Origin of the sequence: Photobacterium aquae (assembly GCF_001029445.1) — a bacterium.
Lineage (GTDB): Bacteria > Pseudomonadota > Gammaproteobacteria > Enterobacterales > Vibrionaceae > Photobacterium > Photobacterium aquae.
This window is the reverse complement of record NZ_LDOT01000022.1, coordinates 1-18867: the sequence shown is the minus strand read 5'-3', so window position 1 is coordinate 18867 and position 18867 is coordinate 1. Positions and strand designations below refer to the sequence as shown.

Below are 18867 nucleotides of genomic sequence, written 5' to 3'. Positions count from 1 at the left end.
CACTGGTAATTCAGGCACAGGAATGCAGAATACTACTCGCTTCAAACGTCTTCAGCATACGCTGATGTTGGCCTTTCTGGTTCTCAGTATCACCCCCCTTATCCTCTCTGCGCTTTTCTTCCTCCGATCGCACAGCACCGACTTGGTCCAACAAAGCACCAATCACTTGGCCTCCTTGCTGGACAATCAGAAAAAACAGCTCAGTGACTTCTTTACGGCACGGGAATCAGAAGTACAAAGCTTTGCCCGCTCGGAACTCGCCAATGCCAGCGGCGGGCGTTTCTACGGGCTCGTAGGGGCATATCACCAGCTCGGCGACATCAATGCCCAGCTCAGCAAAACAGGTCGGGCGCGCTATTTCAGCGAAACACTGACGACCAAGAGCAACTTGACCCAGACCGCCAGCAACTATGTCGGTCATGAACGCTACCGACTGATGTATAAGCGCTACAACTGGGCTTACGACGAGTACCTCAAACGCTCGAACTTCAGTGATATCCTATTAGTTGATCTAAAAGGGAATATTGTCTATTCCGCTTACACCCCCGAGATGTTCAGTATCAACCTGGGGCAAGCAACGCAGCCCTATCCGGCCCTGAGCAAGACCTTTGCCGCTATCAAGGCCAAAACCGAAAGTAGCAGCAACGAGCCGGATCAGGTCCCAGTTGTCTTTACTGACTTCAGCACGGAGCCTGGGCAGCAAGATCTTGCCGCTTGGTTTGCCGCCCCCATTATTCAGCAGGGGTACCTGCATAGCTATGTCTTCTTCCGGCTCGACAACCATGTCATCAGCGAGTTGCTTGGGACCACCAGCAATGGGGCCCACTCAGTCCAGACCCTGTTAGTCGGCCAAGATCACCACTCTCGGCTGCCAGCCACTGCCAACGAGCCCAAAACCTATTCAAGCCAAAGTATTGATCAGGCGCTGTCGGGCAACCACGGTGTCGGCAGTTTTACCAACTTCAGCGGTATCTCGGTACTGAGTGCCTTTTCCCCGGTCAAAATCATGGGGAGCGAATGGGCGCTGGTTGTGGAATTGCCGGAAAAAGAAGCCTTTGCTCGGATCCACCAGCTGGAAATCATATTCCTCGTCGCGATGGTAACGGCAATTATTCTGGTGATTATCGCCTCGCACTGGCTCTCTAACTCGATCACAGCCCCTCTGCTGCGTCTGACCTGGGCCGCCGAACGCGTATCGGCCGGAGATATGGATCAGAAAATAGAGAGTACCGACCGCAGCGATGAAATCGGCCGACTGGCAATCAGCTTTGCCCGGATGCAATCATCAATCAGGGAAAAAATGATCCTGATCCGTGAGCAGAACACCAAGCTTGAACACAACCTCCAGCTTATTCAGCAAAAGAACAATGAGCTGCAAACTGCTGACAAGCTCAAAGATGAGTTCCTCGCGACGACCTCCCATGAACTCCGTACCCCTTTGCATGGCATGGTCGGTATCGCAGAGTCGCTGCTCGCTGGTGCCAATGGCCCCGTCCAGCGCTCCCAGCGACGCCAGCTGGAAATCATGATCAACAGCGGCCAGCGTCTCACCAACTTGGTGGACGATCTGCTCGATTACCACAAAATGCGCTACGGCGACATGGATATACAAAAACAAGCCGTCGACGTGGCCTCGGCCGTCCGTCTGGTGCTTGAGTTGTCCGGGCACCTGCTTGGCAGCAAACCGGTCAGAATTATCAATCAGATCCCTGATGACCTGCCACCGATTGCCGGCGATGAACAGCGCCTGGAACAAGTCCTTTATAATCTGGTGGGCAATGCCATCAAATACACTTCTGAAGGCAAAATTATTTTGTCTGCCACCATGCTGGAAAACCAGCTACGGATTCAGGTCGTCGATACCGGACAGGGGATCCCGCCCGATCAGCTCGAACATATTTTCGAGCCGCTGACCCAAGCCAATACCCACTCGGCCCAGTACCGTCAGGGATCTGGCCTTGGACTTTCAATAAGCAGACAACTCATTGAATTAATGGGGGGAAGGCTTTATGTCAGCAGTCAACCAATGATTGGAACCACGTTCAGTTTCACTCTCAACCTTGCTTCAAAGCAAGAAATCGCCGAGAGCCAGCTCAACAGCCGCAACCAGCATTTTCAGGCTCCAAACTGCGAAACTGCAATCAATGATATTGATGATATCCCGGAAAACCCAGACGGTGATTTATTGCTGGTTGTCGATGATGAGCCGGTGAACCTGCAGGTATTGAAGAACTTCCTCCGGCTCGAAGGATACCGCGTTGCAACGGCAGAAAGCGGCCCGCAGGCGCTCAAAATGATCGAGGAAAACCCACCAGCCCTGTTGCTGCTCGATATCATGATGCCGGATATGTCCGGCTATGAAGTCTGCGAGCAGCTTCGCCAACGCTACAGCATGACTGAGCTGCCGGTCATCATGCTGTCGGCCCTTGGCCAGGTGCAGGACCGGATCCGCGGATTCGAATCCGGGGCCAATGACTATCTCACCAAGCCATTCAACAAAGAGGAGCTCACTGCCCGTATCGGCGCCCATCTCAAGGCGGGACAAACCGAGATCCAGCGCAGGGAGAACCAACGCCTAGCCGAGGAAATTGCCCGCCGCGAGGCTGTCGAGGCTGGCCTGCTAGAGACCCAAAGCCGCCTGCTCGGGCTGTTGGAGTCCACCAACGAAGCTATTATCTGCATCCAGAGTGGAGGAAGGATTCGCTATGCGAACAGTGCTGCCGGCAAACTGTTTAATCGCTCACCCGAACATATCGAACGCCACCATATCGAAGATATTCTGGCTACCCACCTGCCGGAGGATATCCACACTCTGCACCATTTCCACGGCGAACTGATGTTCCGGATTGGCGACTCGCTCACAACGCTCAATACTGACGTCATCAACTTGCCGGAAGCCTCTGGCCTACAACGGATGTTCATCTTCGACAACCAAGGCCAAACTGACAGCCACCGGATTGAAGTGCTAGAGAATGCCGTTGATGTCCTTTCCGACTATGCCTTCAATGGCGACAAGGGCAACCTAGAGAAACTCCGCCACTTAGGCGACGAATTTCAAAATATTGCCAACAAGCTGGGAGACGGGGGCAAAAGCAAGCAAGACACCATGCGCGATCTGGTTGTTGATGTCATGAAGCAAACCCTCAAGCACTGGGAAACCTGCACCGGAAAAACAAAGTTTGACCTAGCCGAAGAAAGCGGGCTGTGGCGGGTGTACCTTGATCGAAGCACCCTACAAACTCGGACCCTTGATAAGTACCTCCACTTAGAGAGTCTACCCAAGACCCCGCGCTGGCGTAACGTACTTAGCACCGTAGATTTTGTTTTGGACCGCTGCCCGGCATCCTCTCCGGCGCAACAGCAGCTCAATCAGGCCAAAGAGCGGCTTCAGCAGCTCATCAGTCAATAGCCGCTAAGCCCACTTCTGCGCCCATGTCCCCTCTCTTTCAAGCCCGTCTCTGACGGGCTTTTTTTCGACCCAAATTAATACCCCAAAAACGGAAAAAATCGCTTTCCTACCCCCTCTAGACAGTGTTCAAAAACACACCGATTTGTCGACAAACCCCGTAGATAACGGCCATAACGCTGAAATGTTTCAGGTTATGAGAAGCCAATCACAACAAATCCAAGGCAAAAATTTTCCGCAGGCAAATAACCATAGAAAACTCACTTGTTGCATTCTCGCCACAAACCAAGATTTTAAGTTATTGTTTTATAATTAAATATTTTACAAAAAGAAATGAAACAGACTTTAATGTCAAACCTATAAACGTGATATCCAGCACAGGAGATCGCCAGTTTCGAGTCAGATCACAGTCCGAAATTTACGTTTTTGACGGTACCGGCTAAGAATTTAACGTTTTTAACGAGAAACCTGATTGACCGTTTTGACAATCAGGAGTCTCCTTAGGGCACACAGAGCCTACAAGGCCATTTGTTCGGGAATGTTCCACCGCTTGAACAAAGTAGGGTCTGCAACCCCGTTGATGTCGATACTGAGACGGGCTTTTTCCAAACAAGTGAAACTAAAAGCAAAGAGTAAGGAACAGCTATGCTTGCCAATATAAAGAAAACCCAGTTAGCGCTAGCCGTTGTAGCAGCAGCTTCAACAATGTTAACAGCCCCAGTGGCTTCAGCTGCGGATCGCACTGAGCTGACAATGGTACCTAAGTTCTACCCAACCTTTGTACGTAACTTCAACCCGTACCTACAAACTCAGCTAGACACTACCTATGACTTCATTTTCGAGCCATTGGTTGTGTTCAACGAGCTGAAAGGCAATGAGCCAGTCATGCGTCTTGCAAAGAACTACTTCATGACTGATGACCTAATGAACGTCACCTTCGAAATTCGTGATGGCGTGAAGTGGTCTGACGGTAAGCCTTTCACTGCGAAAGACGTTGCGTTCACATTCGACCTTCTTAAGAAACACCCAGAGCTTGACCGTACCGGTATCAATGCCCGTCTGAAAGGCGTGAAGGCACAGGGCGACAAAGTAACCTTCAGCCTAACTGAAGCGAACTCTAACGTTCCTTACCTGATTTCTAAAGTGGCTGTTGTTCCTGCACACGTATGGAGCAAAGTGAAAGATCCAACGCGCTTCACCAACGAAAACCCTGTTGGTACTGGTCCGTTCACAGAAATCGACACGTTCACTCCTCAGCTATACACCCAGTGCCGTAACCCTAACTACTGGGATAACGCTAACCTAGACGTTGACTGTCTACGCCTGCCTCAGGTTGGCGGTAACGACCAATTCCTAGGTCAGGTACTAAGCGGACAGTTCGACTGGTCTTACGCTTTCATTCCTGATGTGGACAGCACATACGCAGCAGCGAACCCTAACAACAAGTACTGGTACCCAGCTGGCGGTACTCAGGCATTCATGTTGAACTACAACACGCCTAACAAGGGTAACCACGAAGCGATCAACGATATTGATTTCCGTCGCGCCTTCTCTATGGCTATCGACCGTGAAACTATCATCGACATCGCATTCTACGGCGGCGGTGTAGTGAACGACTACGCATCTGGTCTAGGCCAGGCATTTGCTTCATGGTCTGACAACAGCGTGTACGAAAAGTACAAGCCATTCATGACTTACAACGTTGCAAACGCCAAAGCGCTTCTGAAGAAAGCTGGCTACAAAGACACCAACGGCGATGGCTTTGTTGAAACGCCAACTGGCAAGCAGATCGAGCTTTCTATCCAATCACCAAACGGTTGGACAGACTTCAACAACACAGTACAGCTAAGTGTTGAAATGCTTCAGGAAGTCGGCATCAAGGCGAAAGCCAGCACACCTGACTTCTCAGTGTACAACCAGGCAATGCTTGACGCGACTTATGACGTGGCTTACACCAACTACTTCCACGGTGCAGATCCATACACCTACTGGGATAGCGCGTACCACTCACGCTTCATGTCTAACGAAGGTATGCCTCGTTTCGCCCTACACTACTGGAAGAACGAGCAGCTAGATAAGCTATTAGATGGCTTCTACAAGACAGCAGACCGTGATGAGCAGCTTGAGATCGCTCACGGCATCCAGAAGATCATTGCAGAGAACCAAGTAACTATCCCTGTAATGTCTGGTGCTTACACATCTCAATACAACACAGCACGCTTCACTGGTTGGTGGAACGAGAAAAATCCGAAAGGACGTCCAATGCCAATCACCAATACCCAAGAGCGTCTACTGCAAGTACTTGACCTAAAACCTAAAGCGTAATTATTCGCGATTTGCGGTGCGCACCTTGCGCACCGCCCTTTCAACCTTCCCCCCTTAGATAGAATCAATGGCCAGTGGTCAGGGAAGAGTGTGTCTGAAATCTGGTTGGAGTAACTGGATAATTTAAGGTGTGAGTTATGGGATTTTTTATACGCAGGCTTAGTTTTTATGGGATTGCGCTGCTGTTCGCAGTAACAATTAACTTTATCATTCCCCGGGCAATGCCAGGGGATCCAGTCACCATGATGTTTGCCAATGCATCGGTACAGGTGACCCCAGAACGTATCGCAGCAATGAAAGAGCTGCTGGGCTTTGTTGATGGCCCGATTTACCAACAGTATCTAATTTACCTGAAAGGGATTTTGTCTTGGGATCTTGGTATCTCAATTCAGACCTACCCGCAAACGGTTAACGATGTACTGGGCAACGCGGTCGGCTGGTCGCTATTTCTTGCCGGTACGGCGGTAATCCTAGCATTCTGTATCGGCTCGAGCCTTGGTGTCTTCGCAGCGTGGAAACGCGGCAGCAAATATGACGCATTCATTTCTCCGGGGATGATGGTTGTACAGGCTGTTCCACCGGTGGTCGTCGCTATGCTGGTGCTCTATACCTTTGCTATCGGTACCAAGTGGTTCCCGTCTACCTATGCCTATACCCCTGGTACAACCCCTGACTGGACCAGTCTGGATTTCTACCTTGATGTTGGTTACCACGCCGTACTGCCACTGTTCTGTGCCACTATCATCCAGATCGGCGGCTTCCTGATCAACATGCGTAACAACATGATCAACCTGCTAAACGAAGACTATATCACCATGGCCAAAGGTAAGGGCCTGAGTGAAAACCGCGTCGTCTTCAAATACGCCGCACGTAACGCGATGCTGCCAAGTGTTACCGCCCTGTCGATGGCAATTGGTATGGCCATCGGTGGCCAGCTGATTATCGAAATGATCTTCAACTACCCGGGCCTTGGCACTGTGCTGCTCAATGCCATCAATACCCGTGACTACCAAGTACTTCAAGGCCAGCTGCTGATCATGACTATGTTCATGCTGTTCTTCAACTTCATGGCTGACATTCTTATCGTTGCTCTGGATCCTCGCCTACGCAAGGGAGGCAAATAATCATGAAAGGACTAATCAAGCTACTCTCAGGTAATGCCAAAGCTATGTTTGGCCTAGGTATCATCGCTATCTTCATTTTGAGTGCAATCTTTGCACCTCTACTGACCGAGTTCGCACCGGACAAACGTACAGGCAACCCGCACGAATACCCAGCATTCGTGGTCAAAGCGGCACAAAGCAACCCTGACGGCTGGGTTGCCACCAACCTCGCTGACAGCAAACGTACTTTGCGGATGTCAAAAGATGCAGAGCACGTCATGGGAACAACCCGCATGGGACGTGACGTATGGTCTCAGGTGGTATACGGCGCTCGCACATCACTTGCCGTAGGCTTCGGTGCCGGCTTTATGGTCTGCTTCCTAGCCACCGTGATCGGAGTCTCTGCTGGCTACTTCGGTGGTCGTGTCGATGACATTCTGTCGGCGGCCATGAACGTCATGCTGGTTATCCCGCAGCTGCCATTACTGTTCGTTATCGCGGCCTTTATCGGCCAGGCGGGCCCGCTCACCATCGCCATCGTGATCGGGATGACCTCTTGGGCATGGGGTGCCCGTGTTGTACGCGCCCAAACCCTGTCTCTGCGTGAAAAAGAGTTCGTCAAGGCTGCCGAAGTACTGGGCGAGTCCTCGGTCCGCATTATCTTCGTCGAAATCCTGCCGAACCTAATCTCCATTGTCGGCGCAAGCTTCATCGGTTCTGTCATGCTTGCCATCATGACCGAAGCCACCCTGTCGTTCCTTGGCTTGGGTGACCCGAACTCCATCAGCTGGGGTGTCATGCTCTACAACGTCCAGACCTCATCATCCATGCTGGTCGGCGCTTGGTGGGAACTGCTTGCTCCATGTTTGGCCCTAACCTTCATTGCAATCGGCTTGGCAATGCTTAACTTTGCCGTCGATGAAATCGCCAACCCACAGCTTCGCTCGCACAAAGGCATGCGTCGCTGGCAGAACATGGCCAAAGAAAACCAGAAACAAGCTCAGGCAACGATTGAGCCTCAGCCAGCCCTTCAAGGGGGAGAGAAGTAATGACAAACCCACAAATTTCAATCCGCAACCTGTGTGTTGACTATATTACCGACGCGGGCGATGTCCGCGCGGTAAACAACGTAAGTTTTGACATCGGTAAAGGGGAAGTCTTCGGCCTGGCTGGCGAGTCAGGTTGTGGTAAGTCAACTGTTGCCTTCTCGCTGATGCGCCTTCATAAGCCGCCAGCGTTCATTACCGGTGGCGAGGTTATCTTCGACGGTCACGGTGACATCCTGAAGTTCAACGAGCATCAGATGACGGCGTTCCGCTGGAGCCAGATCTCCATGGTCTTCCAGAGTGCGATGAATGCCCTCAACCCAGTTCTGACCATGGAAGAGCAGTTCTGCGACGTGATCATGCGCCACACCAGCATGAGCCGTGAACAGGCTGTCCGCCGTGCGCAAGGGCTGCTGGAAATCGTCGATATCCACCCAGATCGCCTGCGTGACTACCCGCACCAGTTCTCTGGCGGTATGCGCCAGCGTCTGGTAATTGCCATCGCTTTGGCTCTCAACCCTAAAATGATCATCATGGATGAGCCGACAACGGCCCTTGACGTGGTGGTACAGCGCGAGATCCTGCAAAAGATCTACGCCCTGAAAGAGGAATTCGGGTTCTCTATCTTGTTCATTACCCATGACTTGTCACTGATGGTCGAGTTCTCCGACCGCATCGGCATCATGTACTCGGGTGAACTGGTCGAGGTCGCGCCATCCAAGCAGATCCTAGAAACCCCGTTCCACCCATATACCGAAGGTCTGGGAAGCTCATTCCCGCCTCTAACTGGCCCGAAAACACGTTTGACAGGTATCCCTGGTAACCCGCTGAACCTACTGGAAGTCCCTACCGGCTGTCGCTTCCAGGCCCGTTGTAGCAAAGCCCATGATGCCTGCTTCAGACAAGCAACACAGTTGCGTCAACTTGAGCCAGGACGTTTCAGTAACTGCCACCTATTCAACAAGAGCAGTTAAGACGGAATAAGAAATAGGAAGCACTATGAGCAAGCCAATCGGACAACCAATTATCGAAGGGAAAAACCTGGTCAAGGATTTCTCTGTAAACAGCAACTCGCTGAAAAAATCAAAGATGCGCGCGATCAACGACGTGTCGTTCAAAATGTACAAAAGCCGCGGCCTGTCCGTGGTAGGCGAATCAGGCTCAGGCAAGTCAACCACAGCCAAGATGATCGCCAAGATGTACGCACCGACGGCGGGGCATATCGAATACCGCGGGCGTGATATTGCGACCATCGAGAAGAAAGCGGATCTGATGGAGTACCGTCAGGGCATCCAGATGGTGTGGCAGGACCCGTTCGGCTCGCTGAACCCAACCCACACCATTTTCCACCATATCGCTCGCCCGCTGCTGATCCACAACAAGGTCAGCAAGGGCAACCAGAAAGAGCTTGAGGACCGTGTGTACAGCCTGCTTGAGCAAGTTGGCCTGATCCCGCCGAAAGAGACCGCGGCCAAGTACCCGCACCAGCTCTCCGGTGGACAGCGTCAGCGTGTCAACCTGGCTCGCAACATCGCGGTTGGTGCAGAGGTCGTTCTGGCTGACGAGCCGACATCAATGCTTGATGTGTCTATTCGTGCCGGTGTCCTCAACCTAATGGAAGAGATGAAGTTCGAACGCGAAATGGCGCTGCTGTATATCACCCACGATATCGCGACAGCCCGCTACATCGCCGAAGACTTGGCGGTGATGTACGTCGGCCATATGGTTGAGTGGGGAGATACTGAAGAGATCATCCACGATCCTCAGCACCCATATACGCAACTATTGGTTTCTGCGGTTCCGGATCCGAAAAAATCCATTCACGAAAAACTCAAGGGCAACAAAGGGGAAATCCCTCTCTGGACACCAGAGAGCCTAGGCTGTCCATTTGCCGGCCGTTGTACGCACGCTTCCGATAAGTGCCGCGAGAAACTACCTGGCGTAACGCAGCTATCTGACAATCACTTTGTCCGCTGCTACCTATACGAAAACTAATGGAGGAAAAATGCAGCTGTTAACCAACCACCTAGGCTATGAGCGCTTCGGCCACAAACACGCGGTTGTCCAATCGGCATTACCTGTCGATGCACACAACGCCGATTTACTCTGTGCCCGCAGCCAACAGCCAGTGATGCAGCTGCCTCTTGAGGCCTGTGGTCCTGTCGACCAATGGCATACAGGTCTCACTTATACCGTTGATTTCTCCGCACTCACCGAGTGCGGGGAATACCAAATCCGTGTTGGTGACGTTTTATCCGCACCGTTTATGGTTGCCGATGGACTGTTGATGGATCGCACTTTCAGCGATGTTCTGCACTATTTCAAATCACAGCGCTGCGGCGGCAAGTTTGATCTAGCCGACCAACAAGCACCGCTTTTCGGCTCAGACGCTACCATTGATGCACGGGGTGGCTGGTATGACGCATCCGGTGACGTCAGTAAGTACCTCAGCCATTTGTCATTCAGCAACTACTTCAACCCCCAGCAAATTCCGATGGTGGTTTGGAACATGCTTGCGTCTTTCGAAATACTGGAACATGAAGAGGCATTTGCCGATTTCAGCCGTATCCGGTTGCTAGAAGAAGCCCTTTTCGGAGCCGACTTCCTGCTACGAATGCAATCTCCGCAAGGTTTCTTCTACATGACGGTATTTGATAAGTGGAGCAAACAAACCAGCCAGCGCGAAATTTGTGCCTACGCCCACCAAAGCGGCGACAAATCCAATCAGTACCAAGCCGGTTTTCGGCAAGGTGGTGGTATTGCTATTGCCGCCCTCGCTGCGGCCAGCCGAACCCTTTCAGGCGCAACAGCCAAGCGTTTGGACTATCCGGCTAACCAAGCCGCTGCGTATCTAGCCGCAGCCGAAAAAGGCTACTGGCACCTTGTAGAGCACAATAGCCAGTACCTCGATGATCAGGCCGAGAATATTATTGATGAGTATTGTGCGTTGCTAGCCGCCGTCGAGATCTACCGCGCCACCAGCAACCATGATTACCTTGCACAGGCCCGTCATTGGGCAAGCCGCCTGAGCAACAGGCAAATGAGCGACAGTAACCAGAGCCACTACTGGGCAGCCAACAGTGATGGCAGCCGGCCATATTTCCACGCCGCAGAAGCCGGCCTGCCGGTGATCAGCCTGATCCAATACCAAGCCATTGAGCCTGATCACGACCAGCAAAACGCTATCGGTGAGGTTATTGCCAATGCCGTTGCCTTTGAGCTTGATATTACCAACGCAGTCAGTAATCCGTTCGGCTACCCAAGACAGTACGTTAAGGCGGTCGATGGCCAAAAACACTTGGCTTTCTTCATTCCTCACAACAACGAAACGGGTTACTGGTGGCAAGGGGAAAACGCCCGCCTTGCATCATTGGCCAGCATGGCATTTCTGGCCGCAGGCAACACCGCCTGCAAGCCTCTGAAACCCGAATTGAAAGCCTACGGCCAAAAGCTGCTGGACTGGATTATCGGCCTGAACCCATTCGATATGTCTATGCTTGACGGTCATGGCCGCAATAACCCTGATTACCTGCCAGAACTCGGTTTTACCAATGCCCGCGGCGGGATATGCAACGGCATCACCTCGGGATTCGACAACGAACAAGATATCGCCTTCAATCCGGCACCTCACCATCAGGATATCTTGCAAAACTGGCGTTGGGGCGAGCAATGGATCCCCCATGCGGCTTGGTATCTACTGGCCGTGACTCTACAGTTCAAGGAGCGAAACAATGACTAACTCTATCCGCTATTTTGTCGGTGTGGACGGAGGGGGCACCTCTTGCCGCGCAAGGATCACTGACACCAACGGCACGTTTCTCGGCGAGGCCAAAACCGGTAGCGCTAACATTCTCCTTGGCGCCGATATCGCCATGGCATCGATCAACGAGGCCATTGCCACTGCCGCAACCCATGCCGGCCTAGATCAAACAAGCTTTGCCGCAATGTCTGTCGGCCTTGCTCTGGCGGGTGCCGAGCAGAAGTCCGCATGGTACGACTTTATGGCCCAGCCGCACCCTTATGCCAAAGTCACTCTCAATACCGATGCCTATGGCGCTTGCCTCGGGGCCTGGGGCGGCAAAGACGGTGCAATCTTGATAGCCGGCACCGGCTCATGCGGCATTTTCCTCCATCAGGGCGAACAGCATATCGTCGGCGGCCGTGAGTTCCCGATTTCCGATCAAGGCGGCGGTGCTGTTATGGGGCTTCGCCTTATCCAGCAGGTATTGCTGGCCCATGACGGGATCCGCACTATCACCCCGCTGGCGGCTTATATCCTTGCGCACTTCAACAACGATATTGATTCGATTGTCGAGTGGTCTAAGTCAGCCAGACCTTGTGATTACGGCAAGTTCTCACCGGAAATATTCGAGTACGCCTCCCTCGGGGACGGGCTAGCCATCGAGCTACTGAACCAAACGGCTGCGGACATCGAAATGTGGATGAAGGCTCTGCGCGCCCGCGGCGCAGACCAAATCTGCTTGATGGGCAGTATTGCGGAACGGATCAAGCCATGGCTGATCCCGCCATTACAGAAATGCATTGCCATCCCTCAAGGCGATGCCATGGATGGTGCGCTGGCAATGGCCGGCGGCAACCATAACCTCTACCCTTTGTGAGATCGGCTATGAGTTTTCGTCTTGATTTCGTCGTTATTGAACAGCAACAGAATCAGTCCCGTTTGGCACTGACCCTGCACAACTTGTCCGATAAACCACTGGCTCATTGGTCATTGCACTTTACGATGGGCCGCTGGATACAGGCTCAATCCCTGACACGGGGACAGCTTGAGCAGATTGGCAGCTACTGTGTTCTCACATCAGCCAACGATGAAGTTCTGCAGCCTAACGGCCACTTTTATACTGAATTCAATATTGGTACCGCACCTTTTACTCTGCTTGATGACGGGATCATCGATGCCTTTGTCAGCACCAGCCATGATGCACCATTGATCCAGCCCATTCCGGTAGAGATCACGGCATTTGGTTTACAACACCCCGAACATGAGCGTCATAATTCCCCGCTTGAAGAGGTAACGGGGATCTGCATTATTCCTAAGCCGAAACACCTCAAACCACTTGGTGGTGAGTTCAAACTCACCCAGCATGCTGCCATTGCCGTCGACCATATCATGGCGGCCGGTGCCAGCCGCTGGCTGAGCAACGAACTTGAATGCTTGCTGCATGACGATATAGCGACCCGTTCAAATGGCAATATCCACTACCAATTTAGGGAGAAGCTCGCACCGGGAGCCTATCAACTGCTCGTTGAACCGGATGATATCTGGCTGATCGCCAGCTCTGAATCAGGCTTTTGCCATGCAACAGCAACACTGCTTCAGATGATCCCAGCCAAAACCAGCCATCAGCCCGATGCCGCATACCGGATCCCGATGGCGGAAGTCTCCGATGCGCCGCATTTTGGCCACCGGGGCATGATGCTTGACTGTGGGCGGCATTTCCATCCACTCAAGAGAATCAAATTCCTGATCGATCAATTGGCTCGTTACAAGTTCAATGTTTTCCATTGGCACCTGACCGATGACGAGGGCTGGCGGGTAGAGATCGATGCCTATCCTGAACTGACCCGGGTTGGTGCTTGGCGTGGTCCGAATGAGGCTATCCAGCCCCAATTTACAACCATCGGGCAGCGCTACGGCGGTTTCTACACCAAGCAAGATATCCGTGAGGTTATCTCCTATGCCGCAGACCGAGGGCTGATAGTGATCCCGGAGGTGGATATTCCGGGTCACTGCCGTGCAGCTATCAAGTCACTGCCCGATCTGCTGGTCGACCCAGAAGATCGCTCAGCCTACCGCAGTATCCAAGGCTATAACGACAATATCCTGTCTCCGGCACTGAAAGGCACCTATATCTTCCTGACCAAAGTGCTCGATGAAATCTGTGAGCTATTCCCTGCCCCGTATGTTCATATCGGCGCCGACGAGGTGCCAAAAGGGGTCTGGACTGACAGCCCTGCCTGCCAGTCACTGATGGATGAGCATGGCTATAACGATCCCAAAGAGCTACAGGGGCACCTGCTGCGCTTTGTCGAAAATCACCTCGCCAGCAAGGGCAAACGGATGATGGGATGGGAAGAAGCCACTCACGGTGACAAGGTCAGCAAGGAAACGGTCATCTTCTCTTGGCTAAGCGAAGAGGCAGGGTTGACCTGCGCCCAAGCTGGCTATGACGTTGTTATGCAGCCCGCCCAGTTTACCTACCTTGATATGGCCCAGGGCCACTCCGCCGAAGAAGTCGGCGTAGATTGGGCAGGTAAATTGCCGCTAGAACAGGTTTACAACTACCAACCACTCAGCCAGCTTCCGGCAGACGACCCAGCCCACCAAAAGGTCAAAGGCGTCCAAGGAGCACTATGGTGTGAGTTAGTCAACAACCAAAGTCGCTTTGAATACATGATTTACCCACGCCTGCTGGCTGTTGCCGAGCTAGGCTGGACCGCACCACACCAACGTGACTGGCCGGAGTTTTCGGCTCGCCTTAATGGCCAGTTGCAGTACCTCGACAAGGTCGGCATCAACTACCGTCGCTGCGAATAAGATGCGCAAGACAACGATTAGTAACAAGGACTGAAACAATGAAATACGGTTATTTTGACAACGCAAACAGAGAGTATGTCATCACTCGCCCGGATGTTCCTGCGCCATGGACAAACTACCTAGGCACAGAAAAGTTCTGTACGGTGATTTCGCACAATGCCGGCGGTTATTCTTTCTACAACTCACCAGAATACAATCGCGTCACCAAATTCCGTCCGAATGCGACATTTGACCGCCCAGGACACTATGTCTACCTGCGTGATGACGAAACCGGTGATTACTGGTCTATCTCATGGCAGCCAGTGGCGAAAAGCCTAGACGAAGCAAGCTACGAAGTTCGTCACGGCTTGTCCTACTCTAAGTTCAAGTGTGACTACAACGGGATCGAAGCAACTAAAACGCTGTTCGTGCCAAAAGGCGAAGATGCTGAAGTCTGGGATGTTGTGATCAAGAACACTTCTGACAAACCACGTACTATCAGCGCATTCTCGTTCGTTGAGTTCTCGTTCAGCCATATCCAGTCAGATAACCAGAACCATCAGATGTCACTGTACTCAGCGGGTACGGCATACAACGACGGTGTTATTGAGTACGATCTGTACTACAACACGAATGATTTCGAAGGCTTCTACTACCTAGCATCGACATTTGATCCTGACTCATACGACGGCCAGCGTGACAGCTTCCTCGGTCTATACCGTGACGAGTCAAACCCTCAGGCAGTTGAGCAAGGCAAGTGCTTCAACACCGCACAAACGTGTTACAACCACTGTGGTTCACTGCACAAGCAGTTCACAATCCAGCCTGGTGAAGAAGTTCGCTTCGCTTACATTCTGGGTATCGGCAAAGGCAATGGCGAGCGTCTGCGTGCTAAATACCAAGATCTTGCTGAAGTTGATAACGCATTCGCTGGCATCAAAGCACACTGGGATGAGCGTTGTGGCAAATTCCAAGTAAAATCGCCAAACGAAGGCCTGGATACCATGATCAATGCTTGGACACTGTACCAAGCAGAAACCTGTGTGGTTTGGTCTCGCTTTGCTTCATTTATCGAAGTTGGCGGCCGTACCGGCCTTGGCTATCGCGACACAGCGCAAGACGCGATCTCTGTACCGCATGCTAACCCAGCGATGACCCGCAAGCGCATCGTTGACCTGCTACGCGGTCAGGTGAAAGCGGGTTACGGTCTGCACCTCTTTGATCCAGATTGGTTCGATCCAGAAAAAGCTGACGTTAAACCATCGAAATCACCAACGGTTGTTCCTACTCCATCTGATGAAGACAAGATCCACGGTATCGAGGATACCTGCTCAGATGATCACCTATGGCTGGTGCCTACCATCTGTAAGTACGTCATGGAAACCGGCGAACACGGCTTTTTTGATGAAGTATTCCCGTACGCAGATGGCGGCAACGCAACCGTTTATGAGCACATGAAAGCAGCGCTGGACTTCTCTGCGGAATATGTCGGTCAAACAGGGATCTGTAAAGGTCTTCGTGCTGACTGGAACGACTGCCTGAACCTGGGCGGTGGCGAATCATCAATGGTGTCATTCCTCCACTTCTGGGCTCTGCAGGAGTTCATCGACCTTGCCAAATTCCTCGGCAAGAAAGAAGACGTTGAGAAGTACACCATCATGGCAGCCAACGTTCGCGAAGCGTGCGAAACACACCTATGGGATGACGAAGGCGGTTGGTATATCCGTGGCCTAACCAAGAATGGTGACAAGATCGGTACTGCGCAACAAAAAGAAGGCCGCGTCCACCTTGAGTCAAATACATTAGCTGTTCTCTCCGGTGCCGTCTCTCAGGAGCGTGGGGAGAAAGCAATGGATGCCGTTGACGAGAACCTATTCTCCGAGTTCGGCCTACACCTGAACTCTCCATCATTTGCTACACCAAATGATGATATCGGCTTCGTGACTCGCGTATACCAAGGCGTAAAAGAAAACGGGGCGATCTTCTCACACCCTAACCCATGGGCATGGGTTGCCGAAGCAAAACTGGGCCGTGGTGACCGTGCAATGAAGTTCTACGATGCACTGAACCCATACAACCAAAATGACATGATAGAAAAACGTATTGCAGAACCATACTCATACGTTCAATTCATCATGGGTCGTGACCATCAGGATCATGGCCGTGCCAACCACCCTTGGCTAACAGGTACTTCCGGCTGGGCCTACTTCGCCGTCACCAACTTCATTTTGGGTGTACGCACAGGCTTCGACGGTTTGACCATCGACCCATGCATCCCAACCAACTGGCCGGGCTTTGAAGTAACTCGCCAATGGCTTGGGGCAACCTATCAAATCAAGGTTGAAAATCCGAATGGTGTCAGCAAAGGGGTCAAATCCATCACTCTGAACGGTGAGATCATTGGTGATACCGTCCCTGTTCAACCAGAAGGCACAACTAACACCATCACAGTAGTAATGGGTTAAACAGTTTGGGGCGCCCCTTGCGCCCCTTCTATCTACGAGAGAAATAGGAGTTCCACAATGATTCAATTTGGAACCGGAGGCTGGCGCGCCTTTATTGGTGAAGAATTTACCAAGGACAATGTACGTCTCGTTGCCCAAGCATTAGCAAATATTATTAACGATGAACAAGTCGCCGAGCGCGGTTTTGTTATCGGTTATGACCGTCGCTTCTTGTCTGATAAGGCGGGTTGCTGGTTCGCTGAAGTGTTGGCAGCTAACGGAGTGCGGGTAAGCTTTATCGATAAGTTCGTCCCGACCCCTATCGTGATGTTCAAAGCCAAAGAAATGAACTGTGCCTACTCGGCATGTATCACTGCATCGCACAACCCTGCGGACTACAACGGTATCAAGATCTTTATTGAAGGCGGCCGTGATGCAGATGAGATCATCACGAAAAAGATCGAACAGCAAATTTCGGTACTTAATGCGGCGCAGGTGAAGAGTGTCGATTTTGAGCAGGCGATTGATGACAAGTTAATTGAAATTATCAACCCTATGAATGATTTCGTTGACTCCATCATTAACTTTATTGATATCGAGGCAATCAAAAAAGCCAATCTTCGTGTACTGATCGATCCAATGTTCGGCGTAGCGAAAAATGCCCTACAAACCGTATTGATCAACGGCCGCTGTGAAGTCGACGTAATCAACGATGGAAAAAACCCGGACTTTGGTGGCTTGATGCCGTCACCGAGTGCAGCAACACTGTACAGCCTAATGCACTTAGTCGCCCACGAAGGCTACGACATCGGTATCGGTACTGATGGCGATGCCGACCGTCTGGGCATTATTGATGAGAAGGGCAATTTCATCCATCCAAACGAAGTACTCATTCTGCTTTATTACTATCTCTTAGAGTACAAGGGATGGAAAGGCTCAGTAGTACGCAATATTGCAACCACGCATATCCTTGACAAGATCGCCGCCGATCACGGCGAGAAAAGTTTCGAGGTTCCTGTTGGCTTTAAGCATATCAGTTCTCAAATGGAGGCTGATGACTCGCTGATCGGTGGCGAAAGTTCTGGCGGCTTAACCATCCGTGGCCACATCAAAGGAAAAGACGGCGTTTTCGCATCAAGCCTATTGGTAGAAATGATTTCGGTCACAGGCAAAAAACTGTCTGAACTATTGGATGAAATCTACGGTAAATACGGCTATGCCTATACCGCCGAAGGCGATTGCAAATTTAAAGCAGCCGCGAAAGAAGCACTTTACAACAAGATCTACGTTGATAAACAGCTACCAGAGTTCGACTTTGAGATTGAAAAAGTCAGCTACGAAGATGGGGCCAAAGTTTACTTCAAGAACGGTGGTTGGGTTATTGCACGCTTCTCTGGTACAGAACCTTTGCTACGTATCTTTGCTGAAATGGCAGATAAAGATACCGCAGAACGTGTAGTTCAACAGGTAAAAGGATTTTTAGACATTTAATCCTCCCTTTACTTCTGGCACACACTGCCGTGACGGAAGTAAAACCCTAGGTTGAATCCTATGGTAACAAGCAGCATAGCTGTTACATTTCGCAGGCAAAAGCCTTCGCGGTAGGGGTAGCTCCAGCTACCCTTTTTTCTATCGTCTCTCCCACCGCCACCCTCCACGAATGCCCCAGAACCAAGCTGAACATTCATCAAAAATTACAGACATAAAAAAGCCCCGCTATTTCTTGCGGGCACGCCCAGTGAGGGCTTTCGAAGAAGTGGCGGAGCGGCGGGGACGCCTAGTCCGGGCTGGCGCACCAGCGGGACTCATTCGCCTGTAAGGCGAACATAGTCTATAGATGTAAAAAAGCCCCAGTCTTTCGACTGAGGCTTAGTATAAGTGGCGGAGCGGACGGGGCTCAACGCGCAAAGCCTGTGCCGCGACCTAGAGACCGAAGGGCTCTCTGGGAGCGGTATATAGCAAAAAACCCTGTCGTTACCGACAGAGTTTCTTAATAAGTGGCGGA

The 18867-nt window shown here is 51.7% G+C and carries 11 protein-coding genes; all 11 read left to right on the top strand.

Features of this window, described 5'->3' with window-relative positions:
• Positions 1–22: 22 nt before the first annotated feature.
• Positions 23–3409: a hybrid sensor histidine kinase/response regulator gene (locus ABT56_RS14580; protein ID WP_047879630.1), complete on the top strand. Its 3387-nt coding sequence runs from the start codon at positions 23–25 to the stop codon at positions 3407–3409.
• 642 nt (positions 3410–4051) lie between these two features.
• Positions 4052–5731: an ABC transporter substrate-binding protein gene (locus ABT56_RS14575; RefSeq protein WP_047879629.1), complete on the top strand. Its 1680-nt coding sequence runs from the start codon at positions 4052–4054 to the stop codon at positions 5729–5731.
• Positions 5732–5868: 137 nt separating this feature from the next.
• The gene (locus ABT56_RS14570) at positions 5869–6855 is read left to right on the top strand and encodes an ABC transporter permease (protein ID WP_047879628.1); all 987 of its coding nucleotides are present in this window, start codon (positions 5869–5871) and stop codon (positions 6853–6855) included.
• 2 nt (positions 6856–6857) lie between these two features.
• Complete coding sequence (locus ABT56_RS14565; protein WP_047879627.1) at positions 6858–7883, top strand: ABC transporter permease; 1026 nt, start codon at positions 6858–6860, stop codon at positions 7881–7883.
• A complete protein-coding gene (locus ABT56_RS14560) occupies positions 7883–8854 on the top strand; it encodes an ABC transporter ATP-binding protein (protein ID WP_047879626.1) in 972 nt (323 codons plus the stop codon). The genes ABT56_RS14565 and ABT56_RS14560 overlap by 1 nt, the downstream gene beginning before the upstream one ends.
• 25 nt (positions 8855–8879) lie before the next feature.
• The gene (locus tag ABT56_RS14555) at positions 8880–9875 is read left to right on the top strand and encodes an ABC transporter ATP-binding protein (RefSeq protein WP_047879625.1); all 996 of its coding nucleotides are present in this window, start codon (positions 8880–8882) and stop codon (positions 9873–9875) included.
• A gap of 10 nt (positions 9876–9885) precedes the next feature.
• Positions 9886–11619, top strand: coding sequence for a glycoside hydrolase family 9 protein (locus tag ABT56_RS14550; protein ID WP_047879624.1), 1734 nt, complete (start codon positions 9886–9888; stop codon positions 11617–11619).
• Positions 11612–12499 carry a glucosamine kinase nucleotide-binding domain-containing protein gene (locus ABT56_RS14545; RefSeq protein WP_047879623.1) on the top strand — a complete coding sequence of 296 codons (888 nt, stop codon included), beginning with the start codon at positions 11612–11614 and terminating at the stop codon, positions 12497–12499. Before ABT56_RS14550 ends, ABT56_RS14545 begins: the two co-directional genes overlap by 8 nt.
• Positions 12500–12507: 8 nt before the next feature.
• The gene (locus ABT56_RS14540; RefSeq protein ID WP_047879622.1) at positions 12508–14439 is read left to right on the top strand and encodes a beta-N-acetylhexosaminidase; all 1932 of its coding nucleotides are present in this window, start codon (positions 12508–12510) and stop codon (positions 14437–14439) included.
• A 38-nt stretch (positions 14440–14477) separates the two neighbouring features.
• Positions 14478–16883 carry a glycoside hydrolase family 94 protein gene (locus tag ABT56_RS14535; protein ID WP_047879621.1) on the top strand — a complete coding sequence of 802 codons (2406 nt, stop codon included), beginning with the start codon at positions 14478–14480 and terminating at the stop codon, positions 16881–16883.
• A gap of 57 nt (positions 16884–16940) precedes the next feature.
• Entirely contained in the window at positions 16941–18353 is a 1413-nt protein-coding gene (locus ABT56_RS14530; RefSeq protein ID WP_047879620.1) for a phosphoglucomutase/phosphomannomutase family protein, read from the top strand.
• Positions 18354–18867 lie beyond the last annotated feature (514 nt).

Excerpts from the sequence above, each read along its gene's own strand:
- ABT56_RS14535 (WP_047879621.1), top strand. The coding sequence starts at position 14,478 with ATGAAATACGGTTATTTTGACAACGCAAACAGAGAGTATGTCATCACT.
- ABT56_RS14550 (WP_047879624.1), top strand. The coding sequence starts at position 9,886 with ATGCAGCTGTTAACCAACCACCTAGGCTATGAGCGCTTCGGCCACAAA.
- ABT56_RS14545 (WP_047879623.1), top strand. The coding sequence starts at position 11,612 with ATGACTAACTCTATCCGCTATTTTGTCGGTGTGGACGGAGGGGGCACC.
- ABT56_RS14560 (WP_047879626.1), top strand. The coding sequence starts at position 7,883 with ATGACAAACCCACAAATTTCAATCCGCAACCTGTGTGTTGACTATATT.
- ABT56_RS14530 (WP_047879620.1), top strand. The coding sequence starts at position 16,941 with ATGATTCAATTTGGAACCGGAGGCTGGCGCGCCTTTATTGGTGAAGAA.
- ABT56_RS14570 (WP_047879628.1), top strand. The coding sequence starts at position 5,869 with ATGGGATTTTTTATACGCAGGCTTAGTTTTTATGGGATTGCGCTGCTG.
- ABT56_RS14580 (WP_047879630.1), top strand. The coding sequence starts at position 23 with ATGCAGAATACTACTCGCTTCAAACGTCTTCAGCATACGCTGATGTTG.
- ABT56_RS14540 (WP_047879622.1), top strand. The coding sequence starts at position 12,508 with ATGAGTTTTCGTCTTGATTTCGTCGTTATTGAACAGCAACAGAATCAG.
- ABT56_RS14555 (WP_047879625.1), top strand. The coding sequence starts at position 8,880 with ATGAGCAAGCCAATCGGACAACCAATTATCGAAGGGAAAAACCTGGTC.
- ABT56_RS14565 (WP_047879627.1), top strand. The coding sequence starts at position 6,858 with ATGAAAGGACTAATCAAGCTACTCTCAGGTAATGCCAAAGCTATGTTT.
- ABT56_RS14575 (WP_047879629.1), top strand. The coding sequence starts at position 4,052 with ATGCTTGCCAATATAAAGAAAACCCAGTTAGCGCTAGCCGTTGTAGCA.